Raw genomic sequence first — 18,612 nt, 5'->3', positions numbered from 1 at the left:
TGGCCTTATTTGAGCGCGATCGATCCAATAAGGGCAGACGTGCCGCCAAGGCGGCACATTTGCCAAGAAAACCTTTGATCGACGGCAAAGGGGAGCAAGGTTCGATAAGAATAGCCCGATTGGAAGGTCCGCTCATGGCTTTCCGTCAGGTGATCTCGCGGCCCACGTAATGCCCGCCCAACTGAAGGCTGCCGCACGCGCAAGTGGGGTGCAGAATCGTCTGCCGTTTCGCGCGACACGCAGGTTCCGAGGCGGCCAAAGCGCTATTCACCGGTGTCACGAAGCCGCCGCCGCCAAGAGATACGACTACATGCTCCAGCCTGGCAAATTCCTCGGCCGTGATTCCCTTGCGTAGTCGCGGATGCTTACGGCGGTCGATAAACACATAGCGCTCGTCGAACAGATGTCTGGTTCGAAGACTGGGCGGCGCATCTTGCGCTACCTGCTGTATAAAGACGTGAACCGGCACATGGATCTGCGGACCCTGAGATCGCCGGCCGGCTCTGAAGCCTGCCGGTCAGATGCAATGCCCTGATGAACCGGCACGAGGCTCTCGCTCTTCGAACGGGTGACCACCGCGCTTGCTTTCGCTGCGCATTTATACCCAGCCACCATCCACCACGTAGTGCTGCGCGGTGCAGGCCGATGCTTCGTCGGATGCAAGGAAGACCGTGAATCTCGCGATCTCGTCCGGCATGAGCTTCCGCTTCAGGCATTGGCGGCGCAGTAGCTCGGCCTCGCTTTCCGGCGTCAGCCATTTTTCGAGCTGGCGCTCGGTCATGATCCAGCCGGGCGCGATCGCGTTCACGCGGATATTGGAGGGGCCGTAGTCGCGTGCGAGCGAGCGCGTCAATCCGATCACGCCGGATTTGCTCGCCGAGTAGGCCGCCATGCCGCCTTGTCCCACCATCCAGGAGGTCGAGCCGAAATTGATGATGACGCCTTGCTGGGCCGCCTTCATGCCCGGCAGCACGGCTTGTGCTGCGAAGAATTGGTACTTGAGGTTCACCGCGATCCGGTCGTCCCAATACTCCGGCGTCACCTGATCGGCCGGGTGCCGTTCGTCATGCGCCGCGTTGTTGATGAGGATCGTGATCAGCCCGTGGACCTTGCAGGATTCAGCGATGCCCGCGCGCAGCGCAGGGATATCCGTGACGTCGACATGTGCAAAGTGAGCGGCAAGTCCTTGGCTGGAAAGCTCCCGCGCGAGACTCATGCCCGCCTCGTCCGCGATATCGAAGAAGACGACGGTCGATCTCTGGCGCGCGAAGCCGCGCACGATCGCTTCCCCGATTCCGGATGCGCCACCGGTGACCAGGACGACTTTGCCGGCGAGATCGGGATAGATGGCGGCCATGGCTTCCTCCCAAACGGCGCGCGTGTGGCTGAAGGCGGGGTTTCGTGCTTTACACGTCGCTGAGCCTTGTCCACATGCTCTGATTATGGCTCGATCGGACGGCGGCGGCGATGAATTCCATTCCTTCAATTCCGTCGGCGAGCGACGGCAGGTCGGGACAGGCAGCGTCTCCGGAGCGGATCATCTGAGCAAACTGGCTGTAAAGTGTGGCGAACGCCTCGAGATAACCTTCGGGGTGCCCGCTCGGCAGTCGAACCTGAATCGGAGGAGCGTCACCGGAGATGGCGCCGCCTCGCGTAAGAAGTTGCTTGGGCCTGCCAAATTCGGTGAACCACATCTGGTTCGGATTGTCCTGGCGCCACTCAAGCCCGGCCTTGTCGCCGTAAACGCGCAGCTGCAGACCGTTTTCGCAGCCTACGGCAACTTGACTGGCCCACAGCATCCCGCGTGCGTTGCCTTCAAAACGTAGCAGTATGTGCACGTTATCGTCGAGCCGTCTGCCCTCCACGAAAGTCGACAGGTCCGCACTGACAGCCGCCGTTTTTAGACCCGTGACAAATCGTGCAAGGTTATAGGCGTGCGTACCGATGTCTCCGATAGCACCGCCCGGTCCTGAACGAGCAGGATCCGTGCGCCAATCCGCCTGCTTGCTTGAAAGTGGGCGCGTTAGCCAGTCTTGCGGATACTCAACTTGAACGACTCGAATCTTGCCTAGGTCACCATTCGCCACCATGGCACGCGCTTGTCGTACCAAAGGATAACCTGTGTAATTGTGCGTTAGTAGAAACTTCGCGCCGTTCTTGGGCTTGATTTTGGCCAGCGCACGGGCCTCATCGAGCGTTGACGTAAGCGGCTTGTCGCAAATCACATGAATTCCAGCCTCAAGAAATGCCTTGGCCGGCGCAAAATGCAGGTGATTGGGTGTAACGATTGAGACGGCCTGAATGCCGTCTTCGCGGACAGCCTCTTTCGTCGCCATCTCGGCAAAGCTTGCATATATTCGGTCTTCGGCCAGCCCAAGGCTTCTACCGGATTCTTGAGCCAGGGCAGGATCGGACGACAGAGCTCCCGCAACCAGTTCATAATCGTCGTCAATTCGCGATGCAATTCGGTGCACGTAGCCGATGAAGGCTCCGATCCCGCCACCGACCATTCCCAATCGGATGCGCGTCTCGCCGTCTCTCATGACATGCCCTCATCTGACCGCAGGCCAAGCATTTTCAGATTTGCTTCCCTGTCTATGCCGGAGTTTGCAAAGTCATCGAAAGCTCGCTCCGTTACCCGTATGATGTAATCGGAGATCAACCGTGCTCCTTCCCGAGCTCCATCCTCCGGATGCTTCAGCGCGCATTCCCACTCCAGCACGGCCCACCCCGCGTAATCGTAGGCCGTGAGCTTCGAAAAGATTGATCGAAAATCAACCTGGCCGTCTCCGATCGATCGGAAACGTCCGGCGCGGTTGACCCATGACTGAAATCCTCCGTAGACGCCCTGTCTGCCAGTTGGATTGAATTCGGCATCCTTGACGTGGAACGCCTTGATGCGCTGGTGGTAGATATCGATGAAATCGAGATACTTGAGTTGCTGCAGTACAAAATGGCTTGGGTCGTAAAGAATGTTGGCGCGAACGTGGTTCTTTACTTGATCGAGGAACATTTCGAAAGTTGCCCCGTCGTGCAGATCCTCGCCCGGATGCAATTCATAGCAAACGTCTACGCCGTTGCGATCGAACTCATCCAGAATCGGTAACCATCGGCGGCCAAGCTCACCAAAGGCATCGTCGATCAGGCCATCGGGGCGTTGCGGCCAGGGGTAGATGAAAGGCCACGCGAACGCGCCCGAAAAAGTTGCATGGGCGTTCAGGCCAAGGTTGCTGGAGGCTTTTGCGGCCCATTTCAATTGTTGAATTGCCCACGCCGTCCGAGCGGAGGAATTGCCATGGACTGCAACCGGCGCGAAACCATCAAAAGCACTGGAGTAGGCCGGATGCACAGCGACCAGTTGCCCCTGAAGGTGCGTCGACAATTCAGAAATCTCGAGTCCATGACGATTGACTGTGCCACGCAGTTCATCCGCATATGTTTTCGACGTCGCAGCCTTTTCCAGGTCAATAAAGCTGGAAACCCAGCTAGGTATCTGCACGCCCTTGTATCCAAGACCCGCTGCCCAGGCGGATATGCTGTCCAACGTATTAAAAGGAGGAGCTTCGCCGGCGAACTGAGCCAGGAATATTGCCGGTCCCTTGATGGTGCGCACACCTAATCTCCTCTCTCTTGCCTTCGAAGGGGCCTGAGCCTGACGGCTCTGGACCCACTGCAGTTCTGCTTCTTACCCCACTGCGCGACATGGTCACGGTTGAAGGGATCGCGCTGCACCTGTCCTCCGTCTACATGGTGACGGCGAGATATTTCGCCTCCATGAACTCGACGATGCCATGCCCCTGTCCGCCTTCGCGTCCAATGCCGCTCTGCTTGACGCCGCCGAACGGGGCGGCCGGATCCGACATGAGGCCGCGATTGAGCGCGATCATACCAGCTTCAATCTTCGCGGCTACACGCATGCCGCGGGCGAGATCACGAGTGTAGATGTAGGCGGCGAGCCCGTATTCCGTGTCGTTAGCCCGCTCGATCGCCTCGCTCTCCCGTTCGAAGCGCGAGATCGGCGCCACAGGACCGAAGATTTCCTCTTGCGCCATTGCGGCGTCGGTCGGCACGTCGCAGAGGACTGTCGGAGGATAGTAAAATCCCGTCCCGCTCCCGACCGAGCCCCCGCACAGAACGCGCGCGCCACGCGCGACTGCGTTCTGAACCAGCCGATCGATCTTATCGACGGCCTTTTTCGTGATCATCGGACCGCATTCGGTGGCGGCTTCGACGCCCGCGCCCACTTTGAGCGCCGTCATGCGCTTTCGAAGCCCTTCGGCGAAGGCGTCGTGGATGCCGGATTGCACATAGATGCGATTTGCGGCGGTGCAGGCTTCGCCAGCGTTGCGCATTTTCGCTACCATCGCGCCGTCGAGCGCAGCCTCGAGATCGGCGTCGTCGAGGACGATGAACGGCGCGTTGCCGCCGAGTTCCATCGAGCACGAGATGACGTGCTTGGCCGCTTCGGCGAGGAGGTGGCGGCCAACTCCGGTCGAGCCGGTGAACGACAGTTTCCGCACCCGTGGATCCGCCAGCATGGCGGTGGTGGCCGGAGCAGGATTGGAAACCGAAAGGACGTTGACGACGCCTGGGGGAACGCCGGCTTCTTCATACAGCGCAGCGAGCGCGTAGGCCGTGAGAGGCGTCTCGCTCGCGGGCTTGAGAACAACCGTGCAGCCCGCTGCCAGGGCGGGAGCGATCTTGCGCGTCGCCATGGCCGCCGGGAAATTCCAGGGCGTGATCAAAACGCAGACGCCGATCGGCTGATAGTCGACGATGATTCGGTTCGCGCCCGAAGGAGAGAGGCTGAATTCGCCGATGATTCGCACGGCTTCCTCGGCGTTCCAGCGGAAGAACTCGGCGGCATAGGCGACCTCAGCGCGCGCATCGCGCAAAGCCTTGCCGTTCTCGATCGATATCAGCTCGGCGAGCGTTTCCGAACGCTGGGTCATCAATTCGAAGCAGCGCCTCAAAATTTCGGATCGCTTGCGCGGCGGCGTCTCCCTCCAGCCGACCGCCGCCCGGGCGGCGGCCTCCACCGCTGCCTCGACGTCGACCATGGCCGCATCGGGAACCTCGGCGATCACGCGCTCGGTGGACGGATCGACCACCTCGATAAGCCGGCCGTCAGCGGCCTGCCGCCATTGGCCGTCGATATAGAGGCCGCGCGTATAAGCGCGGAGGTCGAGAGTTTCGAGGTCGGTCTTGAATGTGTGCTGGGGCATGTTCATGACAGGGGTCCTGTGAACTCAGATGGCGCTGCCGGCGAGATCGCCGTCGTAGGCGGCTTTCACCAGTCGTTTCATCGCGGGAAGGTCGAACGGCCGGGGATTGTTCTTGATCAGCCGATCGATGCCGAGGGCGAGTTCTGCGGTCCAATCAATCTTGTCGGCTGGAAGTCCGAGACCGGCCAATGTGGGAGTGATCCCAATCGCCGCGAATATGCGGCTGATTTCTTCAATCGTCGCGCGGGCCATCTCGTCGTCGCTCCGGCTCGAGCGCTCGAGGCCGAGAGCGACTCCGACTTTGGCGATTTCGGTTGTCGCCGCGGAGCAGTTATAATTCATCACATAAGGCAGCATGGTCGCGACGCCGAGCCCGTGCGGCGTGTGGGTTAAGGCGCCGATCGGATATTGCACCGCGTGCGCGGCCGCTGTTCCCGCGGTTCCGAACGCGCAGCCGGCCGCCAGAGCGCCCATCATCACATCCGCCCGCGCGTCCTCGTCGGCGCCATCGCGGCAGGCTTTCACGAGACTGCGTCCCAGGAGCTTGATGGCGAGCAGAGCGAAGTGATCGGTAAGCGCCGTCTTGCCGATGAAAACATGTTTCTGCGGCAGGTCGGAAGCGACACCGCGTCTAACCGCAGTGAAGGCCTCGATCGCGTGGGTCAAGGCGTCGGCCCCTGCGATTGCCGTCAGGGACGGCGGACACGTCATCGTCAGTTCCGGGTCGCAGATCGCAGCGGTGGCAATCAGGTGCGGGCTCGAAATGCCGACCTTCAAAATTCGATCAGAATCGGAGATCACCGCGACCGGCGTCACTTCCGAACCGGTGCCCGCCGTGGTCGGCGCGGCGATCACTGGCAGGATCGGACCCGGCACCTTGAACTCACCGTAGTAGTCCTGAAGCTTGCCGCCATGGCTGATCAGCAAGGCCGCGCATTTCGCAAGATCGAGACAGCTGCCGCCGCCGATGCCGATCACCACATCGGGCATGAAGCTCCGCGCCTCCTCAACGCAGACGCGGACCGTGTCGACCGGCACGTCCGGCTGCACGCGATCATGAACAAAAATCTCAACCGACGACGCCTTTAAGCCCGCGACGATTTCGGAAAAAACGGCCGTGCCGGCGAACCGCTCGTCGGTGCATAGGAGCGCTCGACGCCCATGTTTGGCGGCGACGGTGGAAAGCGCGTGGCGCTGACCCTTGCCAAATAGAATCTCGCGGGGCAGCCTCAAGGCGGCGAACAGGGTCATGATGCATATCCTCTGGCGAGGGACGAATTGAATTGTGCGAGACCGTTGAGTTCGCTCCAGAGGCGGGGCTCACTCTCAAAGCCATTCGCGGCGCGAAGGCGGGCCGCGCTGTCGCCGGGGCTGCAAAGAGGCGCGCCGGCCTGCATGGGCGGCGCAGCGCGAACCAGATCCAGATAGCCGGAGAGCCTCGGTACCGATTCCGGAGCGGAGCCCAGATCTATCGCAAGGATGACATCGCCCTTGCAGACGAATTCCGCGTCGAGCATGCCGCGGATATCAGGCACGAGCGCTGAACCTGCGAGCGCCACGACCATTAAGCCGCGTTGAATATGATGTAATCGTTGCAGCCCATGCGACGGGTGCCCAGTCAGCTCGGCTTCGACGAGCACGTCGGCATGATGAAATTCGTTTTCTTCCAAGGCCGTACGCTCCATGAGCAAGCCCAACCCACGGCCTGGCCCGCTCGACCTTACCATGAATCCTATATGATATAGGATTGAATATCGGGCAAGATCCTGCTAGAAGCAACTCGTGTCAAGAGGCAGACCGAAATCGATGAACGTCACCAATCCTTCAGCAACCGGGGCCGCCAGCGGACAGATCCATCGCCCCACCAGTCTGGCGGGCGACGTGTATGAGGCGATTTTTGCGCAGCTCATGTCGCTTAAGATTGCCCCCGGCGCGCGCATCACCGTTGATAGCCTCGTCCGCGAATTCAACGTGTCGCAAACGCCTATCCGTGAGGCGCTAGGTCGGCTCGAGGGTGAAGGGTTGGTGCTGAAGACGCACTTGATCGGCTATCGCGCGGCGCCGCAGATCACGAAGCGCCAGCTTGACGAAATCTATGAGCTTCGATTGCGTCTCGAGCCCTACGGCGCCGCGAAGGCGGCGGCGCGTATGGACGACACGAAGCTGGCGATGCTTCGCGAAGCGGCCGGCATGATGGCCCGCCGGGAAGGCAAGGACGAACGCCTGCGGTACTCGAATTTCGCGCGGCAGGACGCCGACTTTCACGACAAGATCTTGGCCTGCGCTGAGAACGAACTCATTCGTCAAGCCATCGCTTTCCAGCACACCCACTTTCACATTTTTCGTCTCATGTTCCATTCGCGTGTCACCGAAGAGGCTCTCGACGAGCACGAAGCCATACTGGCGGCCTTCGCGGCTGCGGACCCCGCGGCCGCCGAAGAAGCGATGCGCGTTCATATAGAACGCTCTCGCGATCGCCTGCTGTCAGCGTTCGATTGAGCCGCCCCCGATGTCGATGAATGTCACAACGGACAGAGTAAAAGTGGTCGTGCGGCTCGGAAGCGGCGAAGCGAAGGCAGTTGAGCCTGTCCTGCAGGCGACGAACCTCTCGAAGCAATACGGCTCAGTGACCGTGCTTGCGGAGGTCACGCCCGGCGGTGGTCTGGGAGATGGCAATGGGGCAGTCTGAGAAATCTGCACTGCGTTTGACAAATGTAAGCAAGTCATACGGCCGCGTGCGGGCTCTTGAAAACCTGTCCTTCAGGGTAGCGGAAGGTCGTTTCTTCGTATTGTTTGGGCCGAGCTCCGTTGGCAAGACAACGACGCTCCGCACAATCGCTGGTCTCATCGCTCCCGAACGCGGGCACGTCGAGATTTTTGGCAAGGATTGGACCCATGAGCCGATTGCGGGGCGGGGCGTATCAATGGTGTTCCAGTCCTTCGCGCTCTATCCGCACCTGACCGTTTACGACAACCTCGCCTATCCGCTGATCGAAGAAAAGCGCCCACGTGAGGAGATCGATCGCCGCGTGAAGGAGACGGCGACGATGCTCCGGCTCGACACGAAGATCAATCGAAAGCCCAATACGCTTTCGGGTGGCGAACAGCAGCGCGTGGCCTTGGGTCGCTCCTTAATACGCCGCCCCAGGATCCTGTTGCTGGACGAGCCTTTGACCAATCTCGACGCGAAGCTCCGCCATGACATGCGGGCGGAACTGAAGCGCCTTCACCGCCAGTTTGGTCTCACCATCGTCTACGCCACACCCGATGAGCTCGAAGCCCTCTCGATGGGTGAGGAAATCGCAGTGATGCGCGATGGCGGCGTGGTGCAAATCGGAACGCCGGACGAGCTCTTCGAAGCGCCGTGTGATCTGTATGTGGCAAGCAAGATCGGCTCGCCCCACATGAACATGATCAAGGGCAAACTGGCCACAGACAACGCCGCCCTCGAATCCGCAATTGGGCCATTACCTTTCGTGAAAAAGCTGCAAGCTGCAGAAGCAGGCGAAGCGGCCGTGGTCGGCATCCGCCCGAGCGACGTGCGCTTTGCGGGGAAGGGTGAGCAAGGCCTCAAGGCCAATATTGCCATGCTTGAGCCGCTGGGGGACGTCACGATCGTATCCGTGGAAACCGGCGGTGAAACGCTGCGCATGGTGTTGCCGGAATCTGCCGCCTCGGGTTTGCAGCCCGGCCAACAGGCGGCAGTTATTCTCGATCCAAGCAAATTCTACATCTTCCGCGCTTCGAGTGGACGGACGATGGCCTGAGGCGAGCGATTTAAAGAAAAAATGAAACCTAAACGGAGGAAACCAGGATGACCGCGACAAGGGAGATCAACAGCATAGTGATGGCGGCCGGGCTTGCCGCTTCGCTGGTGCTGGGAACGACATTTGCTTTCGCCGGTGATGTGACGCTGACGATGGCTGTGCCGGATTGGCCACCAACGCGCATCATGAAGAAGTTCTTCGACGAGCAGTACAAGCCAAAGTCCGGCAATACGGTGAAGCTCCAGGTGGATTTCATTCCGTGGCCAGACTTCTATACCCGCGTGAATGCGTCGCTCACATCAGGCGAGAAGAAGTATAACTTCATCGTGTCGGACTCGCAGTGGCTGGGCGCGTTCGTCGAGGGCGGCTATTTCCGGAAGATCAACGATCTGCTCAACGCAGATCCCGAGTTCATGAAGACGTTCAAGGACATCCATCCGAACGCACTGAACTCCTACTCAACTTATCCGCACAAGTCGGAAAATTACTACGGCTTTCCGCAGTTTCCCGATGTGCTGGTGAACTTCGCGCGAAAGGACATTATCTGCCACGAAGCAGAACAGAAGAACTTCATGGCGAAATTCAACCAGAAACTTCCCTGCACGAGCGAAGAGCTCGACGCCATGACCTGGGACGACTTCAAGAACGTCGGCGAATTCTTTCGCCGCAAGAAGGGCGAGATGCTGGCCGGCAAGCCTGCCGAAGACGATTTTTACGGCATCGCGTTTCAGGCGGGCAAGAGCTACGACTTCTCATCTATGCAGATCAACGGCTTTATTTGGCAAATGGGTGGTGACATCTGGGATGAGACCCAGGCACCCACCAGCAAAGCGGAAGGTGTTGTGAACTCGCCGGCGGCCGTGAAGGCGCTGGAGAAGTATCTGAGTCTGATCGCATACATGCCACCTCTCGCCAAGACGGGCACGATGGACATCTTCAAATCGGATGAGCTGTTCCGCCAAGGTAAGGTGGCCATGAGCGTCAACTGGATTGGCCTTGCCGAAGCCTCACTTGATCCGAAAACTTCGAGGGTTTCAGACAACCTGGTGTTCGGCATGATGCCGGGAACCAAAGGTGCTGACGGCAAGCTGGTCCGCTGGTCCAATATTGGCGGCCAGCCCTTCGTGCTGACCACCTGGACGACCGACGCACAAATCAAGGAGGCCGTGGAATTCGTGAAGTGGTGGCTGTCGTCGAACATCCAGCACCAGTTTGCGGCGGCCGGCGGTCAGTCTGCCATTAAGTCCGTGTACTCGGATCCGAAGTACGTAACTTACCGCCCCTGGAACAGGGCTTGGGCTCCTTCGCTGGATTGGCAGAAGGACGTGTGGCACGTGCCGCAGTTCTTCGAGTTACTGACCCAGCAGCAAGACCAGTATGATCTCGCCATTACTGGCAGGCAGGATGCCAAGACGACTCAGGACAATATCGCCAAGTTCCAGCAGCGCCTGCTCAAGGAGGTGGGGCTGATTCAGTAACATGACGCGTGAGCTCTGCGAGCGGCGCAATTGCGAGGCTTGGCCGGGGAAGAGACTTCGTCCTCCTTCCCCGACCAATTGAAAGACATGGCCAGACGCCGACCGCGATCGCACGAGGCCGCTCAGCAACGCACAGGAATTGCTTTTCCACGGAAGCTTCATGCAACTGATGTCAACCATACGATCTGCCAAGACTGCACCGGCTCTTCTTGAGCTTTCGGCCGACAATTGGCGGCTTGCAGTTCTCGTGGGACTTGTTGTCTCCGCGCTTGCGGTGGTGACGCTGCCAGCGTCCGGTTCCTTCTGGGTCGTTGGCGCTATGTCGGCTTTGGTCGCTGCGGCATTCGCGGTGAATGCCTACCGCCGTCGCTATTATGGCGGGCTCCTGGTCGCGCCCGCCATCGCCGTCCTATTCGTGATGAACATCTTTCCGCTGCTTTGGTCCCTGGGGCTTTCATTTTTTGCCTACCAGTCGAACCTGCAATCCATCCGTTTCGTCGGCCTCAACAACTACATCAAGGTTCTGACCGACGAGGTCGCGGCGCCGGGCAACTGGAGCGCCCTCATCAACACCGCCATGTTCGCGGTGTGCACAGTTTCTGCACAGATGATCGTGGGATTTCTCCTGGCGATGCTTTTTGCCAAGCAGTTCCCGCTGCGGAAATACCTGCTGATTCTGGTTCTCACACCGATGATGCTGTCGGTCGTGGCCTCAGGTGTCTTCTTCACCTACTACTATGATCCCACCTTCGGCATCCTGAGCTATGTAATCAATAGCGTCGCGGGCGGCCAGTTCATCGTCATGGACAGCAAGGCGGGCGCTGTGGCCGGTATCGTTTTTGCCGACGCCTGGATGTGGTCGCCCTTCGTCATGCTGCTCGTGCTGGCGGGCCTCGTGTCCGTGCCGAAATATCTCTACGAGGCAGCCGCCATCGACAGGGTCTCCGCCTGGCGGCGCTTCTGGAGCATCACCTTCCCCTATATCCGCGGGCTCCTGATGTTGGCGCTGCTGTTTCGCACCATCGAAGCTTTCAAGCTGGCAGACCTTGTGATCGTGCTAACCAAGGGCGGAAACGACACAATGACGATCTCCTATCACTTAATCCGCATTGCCAACGAACAGAACAAGACAAGCGAGGGAGCCGCCATCTCCTACATCATCCTCTTCATAGTGATCGTGCTCACGAACCTTTATCTCTACGTTGCCAATCCCAAGAACAGGGAAGCCTGAGCCATGACAGACAGAGTTTCTTTCTGGGAGTGGATCGGCTTTCGTAGCGTCGGCGGCATCGCGGAGGCGGGCTGGGGCCGCACGCTGGTCGTGGCGGTTGTTAGCTTCATCTACTTCCTGCCGGTCCTCTTCATCATCTTCACGGCGATCAAGCCGCAGGGGCTGGCGCTTTCAGTGCCGCCAACGCTTTCGCCTACCTCATTCTTTGGTCTCATCCCGGATCAGTTTGTCTTCACGCCGACATTGGACAACTTTGCCTCGGTCTTTTCCCGCGTCATGACGGCGGGTGGCCAGCCGGAGTCCACCGGGTTTGACCGGTTCTTCTTCAACTCCATCGTGATCGCGTCGGCATCCGTCCTGCTTGCCCTCGTTATCGGCACGTTGGCCGCCTATGGTTTCTCGCGCTATCCGCTCAAGGGCAATGATACCTATCTCTTCGTCATTTTGACGACCCGTATGCTGCCTGCGATCGTCGTCATCATTCCGGTGATCTTGATGTTTCGCGCCGTGGGCCTTTCTGGATCCTATCTCGGCATCATCATGCTCTATGCGGCTTTCAATCTCGCATTTACCGTGTGGATGATGAAGAGCTTCTTCGATGAGTTGTCGACAGATGTCGAGGATGCAGCCCGTATCGATGGGTCGTCAGAAATCAAAGTGTTTTTCAAGATCTGCCTGCCGCAGGTTGTCGCGGGTCTTGCAGCAACATTTGTTTTCGGCCTCATCCTCACCTGGAACGAATTCCTGTTCGCGCTGCTCCTGACGGGTCCTGATACACGCACCGTGCCTGTAGCCATGAACCAGGCCGTGTCTTCCGGCGGGCGCGGAACGGACTGGACACTGCTGGCTGCCATTGAAACCCTGTTTCTTGTTCCCGTTTTCCTTGCCACCTTCTTTTTGCAGGATCACCTGCTGCGTGGCGTCACGTTCGGCACGGTCAGGAAGTGATCATGTCGACCATCGAAATACGCGACCTCACCAAGAAGTTCGGCACATTTGTTGCCGTCAAGGATGCCAACCTGTCCGTGGCTGCGGGTGAAACTGTTTGTCTGCTCGGTCCTTCGGGCTGCGGCAAGACGACTACGCTGCGCACGATTGCCGGCCTCGAACGCGCCACCGCAGGGGACGTGGTCATTGCAGGGCGGCGCGTGAACCACCTGCCGCCGGAGAAGCGCGACATCGCAATGGTCTTCCAGTTCTATGCGCTCTATCCGGCGCTTAGTGTTGGGCGGAACATTGCAATGCCTCTTCACCGCGAAGCAATTGGGAGCGCGGAAGTGGCAGCTCGCGTCAGGAAGGTGGCTGACATCTTGCATCTTCGCGATATCCTGGACCGATTGCCAGGGCAGATTTCGGAGGGCGAGAAGCAACGCGCCGCTGTTGCCCGCGCCATTGTTCGGGATCCCAAATGCTTTCTGTTCGACGAACCTCTCTCGCGGCTCGATGTGGAGCTGCGTCACTCCATGCGCGGCCAGATCAAGGCCGTGCTGTCAAATCTCACGAAAGCCACTGTCATAGTCACCCACGACCAGCTTGAAGCCCTGACCATGGCAGACCGTATTGCCATCATGCGCGACGGGCTCATCGAGCAGGTGGGAAGCCCACATGAGGTCTTCGCAAAACCCGCCAACGTCTTTGTTGCGAGCTTCATCGGCACGCCGCAGATGAACCTGATCGACGCACAATTCAAGGGCTACGGCAACGGCAAGGCGAAAGTGGTCTTCGACGAGCAGGATGTCGATCTGAGCGTCCATCCCGCGGTCGCAAACCTGAAGACTGGAAGGGTCACCGTGGGAATTCGCCCGCGAGCTTTCAGCGTTGTCTCCGAGGACACCAGGGACACGATCGACGCCATGGCCGAGCTCATTGAGCCAATGGGTGCCGAGACGCTTATTCACGCGCGCACCAAGACGGGCAGCGACATCCGGGTCGTCGTGCCGCGTGACAAAAGGGTGAAGATTGGCGAGGCGCTCCACCTCGTTCCAGATCCCGCACAAACCCACGTGTTCGCAGACGACGGAAAGGCGGTGCGCGCATGAGAAATGGCGAGCAAGGCAATGGCGGACTGACACCGACGGCGGCGCGGACGTTGGAATACAGCATCATCGGGCTTGGCGTGTTCGCGCTTCTGATGATTTTTCAGCCGTTCAACACCTTGCTTTTCACGGTTGGCTGCGGGCTGATCGTTCTGGCAGGGCTTGTCAACAACCTCCTGCCTCTGGCGCAACCTGGTGTACCCAAGCGCTCGCTGGTAACGGTGGTCATGGTCGTCGCCATGATCTTCTGCATTGTGCTGCTCGCGGCCATCGTTGTCGCACATCTCTACGGCGCATTCTTCCTCAAGCCGCCGGATCCCAACACCGTGCTAGGCAAAGTTCAGCTCAACGCAACGCCTTGGTACATGCATAGCTTCACATGGACTATTGCGGTTATCGCTGCTGCTTTGGCTGGCCTCATCACGCTGCAGAGTCGCCGCAAGGAGTGAGCCTGCACCTTCAAGGCATCCACGGATTCTATGCGTGTCGATAAACCGCCCTCAACCAGCAGACCCGTGCATCTAAGGCGGATCGTTTTCTGATGTTTTTAGTCGCGAATGTGCCAATCAACCTCGTTCAGGAGCATGAAAGATGAGCGCGTCTCCCCAAGCCACTGCCTTCAACCGCATGCAGCAGCTAATGTCCTCTTCGCCGGTCCCATCTATTTCGACGGAATTGTTGGTGATGGCTGACGGTGAATTGAACCGCGAGCTCAAGAGCTTCCTGCTTGATCCCCCGACAAATCCAAGTCTGCTCAAGGGCAAGCGCATCGCCATCTGCTGCACCAATGGCGTGGAGGAAGTGGAGATTCTGGGTGCTCATCGCTGGCTCACCGAACACGGCGCCACTGTTCATGTTGTCTCGCCCCGCATCGGTGAGTTTCATCCCACGCTCGGCCTCCGCTTCCCGCCGCAATGCGCCACCCATGTCCTCGCCATCCGCCTCATGGAAAACGCAGGTTGGCTGAAGATCGACCGCTACACGGATGAAGCTAGGGCGGAGGATTACGATGCCATGCTCCTGCCGGGCGGATGCTGGAACCCTGATGCGCTGCGCATGGACCAACATGCGCGCGCGCTTGTGAGCGCCATGTATGAAGCGGGCAAGCCCACATGCGCCATCTGTCATGGCCAATGGGTTATGGTGAGCGCCAAGATCCTCAAAGGCAAGCGCGCCACGGCTGTGTGGAACATACAGATCGACCTCGAAAACGCTGGCGCTACGGTCCTGGACGAACCCTGCGTGGTCGACGGCAACCTGATTACGGCCCGTTTCCCTTATGACCTGCCGCGCCTGATTAACGCGATGGTGAAGCAGCTGGTGTCTGCAAGGGGCTGAGCCGCGGAACTGGCCTGCGGTGAGAAAGCTCAATGGGGAGGCACGAATGAAGTACGGATTCAATCTGCTGCTCTGGACAGGGCATGTCACCGACGAACACGCGCCTGTGCTGAAGGCGCTCAAGAGGGCGGGTTACGATAGCGTGGAGGTTCCGATCTTCGAAGGAACGATCGATTCCTACGCAAGGCTCGGAGAGCAACTTGCCAAGATGGATCTCGACGTCACGACTGCGAGCGTGTTGGGCGCAGGGCACGATCCACTCTCGGACGACAAGATGGAGCGGCAGGCTGCGGTCGATCGGGCCAAATGGGTCATCGACTGCACCAAGGCGCTTGGAGGACCGATCATCGCCGGCCCGATGCACTCCGAACTCGGTCGCTTCACCGGAAAGGGGCCCACGGCGGATGAGCGCAAGCGCGGGATCGAATTTCATCGCCGCGCTGGCGACCATGCCGGAAAGCATGGCATCAGCTTTGCCCTTGAAGCGGTGAACCGATTCGAATGCTACTTCCTCAACACGATGGATCAGTTGGCCAGCTATCTGGACGAAGTCGATCATCCCGCAATCAAAGGGATGTACGATACATTCCATGCCAATATCGAGGAGAAGGACCCGGTCGCCGCCATAAATACAATCAAGCGGCACATGATCCATGTCCATATCTCGGAGAATGACCGCGGCACCCCGGGGAAGGGCCATGTGCCGTGGGGTCCCACCTTTAAGGCGCTGAGGGCCGCAGAATATGATGGTAGGTTGACGATCGAAGCCTTCGGCCGCGCCGTTCCGGCGCTCGCCGCCGCCACCCGCGTGTGGCGCGACTTCTCCCCCAACGAGGAGGAGGTTTATGAGTTCGGGCTCAAGGGCATGCGGCAAGGCTGGGCCGCGGCCGAGTCCTGAACGTCAAGGTCTACCTCATCGGCACCTGTAACTGCTGACAAAAGCCCGAAACGTCAGCTTCGCAAAATCTCTCGGGCGGACCATTTTCTCGCGGTCGTGTCGGCGCCACCGCCCTTCGACGCAGGCGTCCAAACGGGGGCTGAATCGACTTTCTTCCCGGTGCTCATCATGCTGGCGCGATCTGTGCGTCGCGTGGGTGCGAGGATTCTCGGGGTCGTCCATCGTTTCGCTGCCAAGTCTAGTCGCGATCGAAAACCGATGTCGGAAATTTCGGTGGGCGAGAACTCAAGAGATGGCCGTCTGCGCTGGCGGCCGCGCAAGCTGACGTACGGCCAGCAAAGCTGGACACCTGAAATCCCAACGCGGAGTCTCGGCCGCCGTCGTCAACGCCTCATCATCTCACAACGTCCGAATTGGCGATCTGACCAATCTGCTCCTCGTTGATAATGCGGGCGGCGACAGCATCAGAGTATCGCCAAGGGCGCGAACAAAGACCCCGTTTTCGATTGGGTTTAAAGGCGGTGCTGCGACTACGCTCGCCTCCGACCCTGCGGGCTGCCGCCTGGTCCGACGCCCTCGCTCTCATCGCAGCTCAGTTTCTTGCTCCTATGACTTCGTCATCGAAGCGTCGGTAAGTGCGTTTGTTGCGTGCCGGAGTCGATCCATCTGTCACGTCATCGGAGCAGGACTTGACGATTGCCTCCAGACGACAAAAGCTGTTGAGAAAGCTGTTTGGTGCCGAAAATGAGTGCCTCGATTGCTTGATTCGAACGAGCACGGCTCGGCTTGACCAATTCCTGCAAAATGAGACCATCGATCCCAGCGAGAATAAACCGCGCAAGGGTTGTGTAGCCCTGAGGTGACAGTTCTGATTTTCCTGACTTGCTTGCCAGTTGGTCCCGGTAGAGGCGCAGATATGCCTCGTACTGTTGATCCGCCAACCATTGGGCTCCTTCTCGGAGGGCGTAGAGCGTCAGTTCATACTGGACGATTTGTCGCGTGCGCGACCGTGTGATTGAGCGCCAAGTGCCGCGGATGAGAATTTCGATCCGCTCGTCTAATGCGGGCTCCGTGCCGGCTCTGTCCTCGCGCAGCCGTTCTGCAATCTCATCTATCAACACTTCAAGCACCGCGACGAGGAGCGCGCTCTTGCTCTCGAAATGATAGTGCAGTGTCGCGAGTTTGACATTCGCTTCCGCCGCGATCTTTCTGGTGGTCGTACCGAGAACACCTGTCTTCTCCAGAGCTTGCAACGCTCCCTGGATGATCTGTGCGCGCGTAACTTCGCTTTTTGTCATCATAGTCTTCATGCGCCAGATGTTCGGTGATGCGCCAAGTTCTGTCAAATAGCCGCAGTCGCTCCCCTCTTCGTAACGCCCAAAATGTCAGCATCTTTGCCCAAAATTGGTCGCTTGACTAAATTTGGTCATGTGACCAGATTGTACGGAGAGGAACGGGAGGGAAGATGCCGCTTGCTGATCAGCACAGGGGATTGATTGCCGCCGCCGCCGATCGCATTTCGCCTATCGCCTCTTTTTGCGCCGCCTGGCGCTGCTTGATGCCAGCCTGACGGATAGGGGCACCGCGCACCTCATCATCGTACTTGCCAGCCTCGCTACCCCACGCGTGCCAGCCGTGGCGCGTCTCACGCGAGAAGATGTCGGCGCGCCGCCAACCCGGCGTGCGATCCGCGATCATCTGATAAAGCTCATCCGGCTTGCGGCTGTGCTGGCGCGCTACGCCGTCAAAGATCGATGGAAAACGTGATCAGTGGCGGCTTTCCGATGGTGCCGATCAGCACCTGCTCGTGCATTGATCGCGTCCAAAATCCGCAACCCATACGCAGCTTCCCGCACCTCGTGACCTTGCGCCAGACGAGGTTACTTTTGTACGTGACACGCCACGCTTCAAGGCAGGCGAGCGCGTCCGGCAGCATAGGTATGGTGGCCCAACACATCACGATGGCGTCGTCCTGGCAGAGGTCGCGGACAGGAAGCGCCTTGATCGCGTCGAGCGGCATCACGGTGTAATGTGCCTGCGCCGACTTGCCTTGTCCGGCGCGCGAGTAGGTTTGAAATTCCCACGGCGGATCAATCAGCACGAGCCGGAATGAACGCGGCAACAACGGCTCGAAAAACCAGGGCATGATCGACACGGTACACCTCACGATCCTGCCCCAACGAAATATCCACGCTGGCCGCATCGCTCGGCCGGAGACCGGCAGCTCGCAACGCGAATGCTCCTGGCAACGCCTGTGAGCGCCTGTCCCGCCCTGGCAGCTTTGTCGCGCCCGGGTTTGTCGTTGTCCGCAAGGTAGATGACATCGCGTTCCTTGAACACGGCCGCGATCTCTTGGGTCCAGACGGCGGCGACACCATGTTGCCGCGCATCGGCACCAATTCGAGTTTGTCGTCAATTTGAAGGCGGCCAAGGCGCTCGGGATTGAACTGCCGCGGGCACTCCTCGCCATCGCCGACGAGGTGGTCGAATGACCGCTTATGGCACCTTTGAGACATGCCGAAGCAGGCTCAGGATGTCTGTTTATCGGTGCTGACCGGAAGTGATCTGCCGGCAGTCAGAATGACGCGATTGATGCTGTGGACGGCGCCCACTCTGCGGCATCGAAGTGCCATAGGGTG

General features: G+C 59.3%; 19 protein-coding genes. 9 read left to right on the top strand and 10 right to left on the bottom strand.

Going from position 1 to position 18,612, the window contains the following annotated elements:
- Positions 1-145: 145 nt before the first annotated feature.
- From CQ13_RS44550 to CQ13_RS23715, 7 genes are all read right to left on the bottom strand, one after another.
- Entirely contained in the window at positions 146-469 is a 324-nt protein-coding gene (locus tag CQ13_RS44550) for a type 2 periplasmic-binding domain-containing protein (protein ID WP_197427413.1), read from the bottom strand.
- Between the two features lie 129 nt (positions 470-598).
- A complete protein-coding gene (locus tag CQ13_RS23740; RefSeq protein WP_057845263.1) occupies positions 599-1,357 on the bottom strand; it encodes an SDR family NAD(P)-dependent oxidoreductase in 759 nt (252 codons plus the stop codon).
- A 49-nt stretch (positions 1,358-1,406) separates the two neighbouring features.
- Positions 1,407-2,543, bottom strand: a complete 1,137-nt coding sequence (locus CQ13_RS23735; protein ID WP_057845262.1) for a Gfo/Idh/MocA family protein — start codon at positions 2,541-2,543, stop codon at positions 1,407-1,409.
- A complete protein-coding gene (locus CQ13_RS23730; RefSeq protein ID WP_057845261.1) occupies positions 2,540-3,613 on the bottom strand; it encodes a sugar phosphate isomerase/epimerase family protein in 1,074 nt (357 codons plus the stop codon). Before CQ13_RS23730 ends, CQ13_RS23735 begins: the two co-directional genes overlap by 4 nt.
- A 130-nt stretch (positions 3,614-3,743) precedes the next feature.
- A complete protein-coding gene (locus CQ13_RS23725) occupies positions 3,744-5,231 on the bottom strand; it encodes an NAD-dependent succinate-semialdehyde dehydrogenase (protein ID WP_057845260.1) in 1,488 nt (495 codons plus the stop codon).
- A gap of 18 nt (positions 5,232-5,249) precedes the next feature.
- Entirely contained in the window at positions 5,250-6,476 is a 1,227-nt protein-coding gene (locus tag CQ13_RS23720) for an iron-containing alcohol dehydrogenase (protein WP_057845259.1), read from the bottom strand.
- On the bottom strand, positions 6,473-6,895 hold the full coding sequence (locus CQ13_RS23715; RefSeq protein ID WP_197427412.1) for a hypothetical protein: 423 nt from the start codon (positions 6,893-6,895) through the stop codon (positions 6,473-6,475). The genes CQ13_RS23720 and CQ13_RS23715 overlap by 4 nt, the downstream gene beginning before the upstream one ends.
- 136 nt (positions 6,896-7,031) lie before the next feature.
- On the opposite strand from CQ13_RS23715, the gene CQ13_RS23710 reads away from it, so the two are divergent.
- The 9 genes from CQ13_RS23710 to CQ13_RS23665 all read left to right on the top strand — a co-directional run bounded on the left by CQ13_RS23710 (position 7,032) and on the right by CQ13_RS23665 (position 15,973).
- On the top strand, positions 7,032-7,724 hold the full coding sequence (locus tag CQ13_RS23710) for a GntR family transcriptional regulator (protein ID WP_057845257.1): 693 nt from the start codon (positions 7,032-7,034) through the stop codon (positions 7,722-7,724).
- Between the two features lie 176 nt (positions 7,725-7,900).
- Positions 7,901-8,992, top strand: coding sequence for an ABC transporter ATP-binding protein (locus CQ13_RS23700; RefSeq protein WP_063800132.1), 1,092 nt, complete (start codon positions 7,901-7,903; stop codon positions 8,990-8,992).
- 47 nt (positions 8,993-9,039) lie between these two features.
- Positions 9,040-10,470, top strand: coding sequence for an extracellular solute-binding protein (locus tag CQ13_RS23695; RefSeq protein ID WP_057845254.1), 1,431 nt, complete (start codon positions 9,040-9,042; stop codon positions 10,468-10,470).
- A gap of 139 nt (positions 10,471-10,609) precedes the next feature.
- Positions 10,610-11,701, top strand: coding sequence for a carbohydrate ABC transporter permease (locus CQ13_RS23690; RefSeq protein ID WP_245309280.1), 1,092 nt, complete (start codon positions 10,610-10,612; stop codon positions 11,699-11,701).
- A gap of 3 nt (positions 11,702-11,704) precedes the next feature.
- Complete coding sequence (locus CQ13_RS23685; protein ID WP_057845253.1) at positions 11,705-12,649, top strand: carbohydrate ABC transporter permease; 945 nt, start codon at positions 11,705-11,707, stop codon at positions 12,647-12,649.
- Between the two features lie 2 nt (positions 12,650-12,651).
- Positions 12,652-13,740 (top strand): ABC transporter ATP-binding protein, encoded by a 1,089-nt coding sequence (locus CQ13_RS23680; RefSeq protein WP_057845252.1) that lies wholly within the window; start codon positions 12,652-12,654, stop codon positions 13,738-13,740.
- Positions 13,741-13,790: 50 nt separating this feature from the next.
- Positions 13,791-14,186, top strand: coding sequence for a hypothetical protein (locus CQ13_RS23675; protein WP_245309279.1), 396 nt, complete (start codon positions 13,791-13,793; stop codon positions 14,184-14,186).
- 142 nt (positions 14,187-14,328) lie between these two features.
- The gene (locus tag CQ13_RS23670) at positions 14,329-15,075 is read left to right on the top strand and encodes a type 1 glutamine amidotransferase domain-containing protein (protein ID WP_082637602.1); all 747 of its coding nucleotides are present in this window, start codon (positions 14,329-14,331) and stop codon (positions 15,073-15,075) included.
- Positions 15,076-15,121: 46 nt separating this feature from the next.
- Complete coding sequence (locus tag CQ13_RS23665) at positions 15,122-15,973, top strand: sugar phosphate isomerase/epimerase family protein (RefSeq protein WP_057845249.1); 852 nt, start codon at positions 15,122-15,124, stop codon at positions 15,971-15,973.
- Positions 15,974-16,647: 674 nt separating this feature from the next.
- Here the strand turns inward: CQ13_RS23665 and CQ13_RS23660 are convergent.
- The 3 genes from CQ13_RS23660 to CQ13_RS46480 all read right to left on the bottom strand — a co-directional run bounded on the left by CQ13_RS23660 (position 16,648) and on the right by CQ13_RS46480 (position 18,119).
- Positions 16,648-17,271: a TetR/AcrR family transcriptional regulator gene (locus CQ13_RS23660; protein WP_197427411.1), complete on the bottom strand. Its 624-nt coding sequence runs from the start codon at positions 17,269-17,271 to the stop codon at positions 16,648-16,650.
- A 181-nt stretch (positions 17,272-17,452) separates the two neighbouring features.
- Complete coding sequence (locus CQ13_RS46485) at positions 17,453-17,671, bottom strand: hypothetical protein (RefSeq protein WP_057845247.1); 219 nt, start codon at positions 17,669-17,671, stop codon at positions 17,453-17,455.
- A gap of 46 nt (positions 17,672-17,717) precedes the next feature.
- Positions 17,718-18,119 carry an MT-A70 family methyltransferase gene (locus CQ13_RS46480; protein WP_283807517.1) on the bottom strand — a complete coding sequence of 134 codons (402 nt, stop codon included), beginning with the start codon at positions 18,117-18,119 and terminating at the stop codon, positions 17,718-17,720.
- Between the last annotated feature and the right edge of the window lie 493 nt (positions 18,120-18,612).

The organism is Bradyrhizobium retamae (genome assembly GCF_001440415.1).
Classification (GTDB): domain Bacteria; phylum Pseudomonadota; class Alphaproteobacteria; order Rhizobiales; family Xanthobacteraceae; genus Bradyrhizobium; species Bradyrhizobium retamae.
This window is presented reverse-complemented; position numbering and strand designations above follow the sequence as displayed.

What these genes read in the sequence shown, in the direction of transcription:
- CQ13_RS23740 (WP_057845263.1), bottom strand. Translation starts at nt 1,357, where the DNA reads ATGGCCGCCATCTATCCCGATCTCGCCGGCAAAGTCGTCCTGGTCACC.
- CQ13_RS23735 (WP_057845262.1), bottom strand. Translation starts at nt 2,543, where the DNA reads ATGAGAGACGGCGAGACGCGCATCCGATTGGGAATGGTCGGTGGCGGG.
- CQ13_RS23725 (WP_057845260.1), bottom strand. Translation starts at nt 5,231, where the DNA reads ATGAACATGCCCCAGCACACATTCAAGACCGACCTCGAAACTCTCGAC.
- CQ13_RS23720 (WP_057845259.1), bottom strand. Translation starts at nt 6,476, where the DNA reads ATGACCCTGTTCGCCGCCTTGAGGCTGCCCCGCGAGATTCTATTTGGC.
- CQ13_RS23710 (WP_057845257.1), top strand. Translation starts at nt 7,032, where the DNA reads ATGAACGTCACCAATCCTTCAGCAACCGGGGCCGCCAGCGGACAGATC.
- CQ13_RS23700 (WP_063800132.1), top strand. Translation starts at nt 7,901, where the DNA reads ATGGGGCAGTCTGAGAAATCTGCACTGCGTTTGACAAATGTAAGCAAG.
- CQ13_RS23695 (WP_057845254.1), top strand. Translation starts at nt 9,040, where the DNA reads ATGACCGCGACAAGGGAGATCAACAGCATAGTGATGGCGGCCGGGCTT.
- CQ13_RS23685 (WP_057845253.1), top strand. Translation starts at nt 11,705, where the DNA reads ATGACAGACAGAGTTTCTTTCTGGGAGTGGATCGGCTTTCGTAGCGTC.
- CQ13_RS23680 (WP_057845252.1), top strand. Translation starts at nt 12,652, where the DNA reads ATGTCGACCATCGAAATACGCGACCTCACCAAGAAGTTCGGCACATTT.
- CQ13_RS23670 (WP_082637602.1), top strand. Translation starts at nt 14,329, where the DNA reads ATGAGCGCGTCTCCCCAAGCCACTGCCTTCAACCGCATGCAGCAGCTA.
- CQ13_RS23665 (WP_057845249.1), top strand. Translation starts at nt 15,122, where the DNA reads ATGAAGTACGGATTCAATCTGCTGCTCTGGACAGGGCATGTCACCGAC.
- CQ13_RS23660 (WP_197427411.1), bottom strand. Translation starts at nt 17,271, where the DNA reads ATGACAAAAAGCGAAGTTACGCGCGCACAGATCATCCAGGGAGCGTTG.
- CQ13_RS46485 (WP_057845247.1), bottom strand. Translation starts at nt 17,671, where the DNA reads ATGATCGCGGATCGCACGCCGGGTTGGCGGCGCGCCGACATCTTCTCG.
- CQ13_RS46480 (WP_283807517.1), bottom strand. Translation starts at nt 18,119, where the DNA reads ATGCCCTGGTTTTTCGAGCCGTTGTTGCCGCGTTCATTCCGGCTCGTG.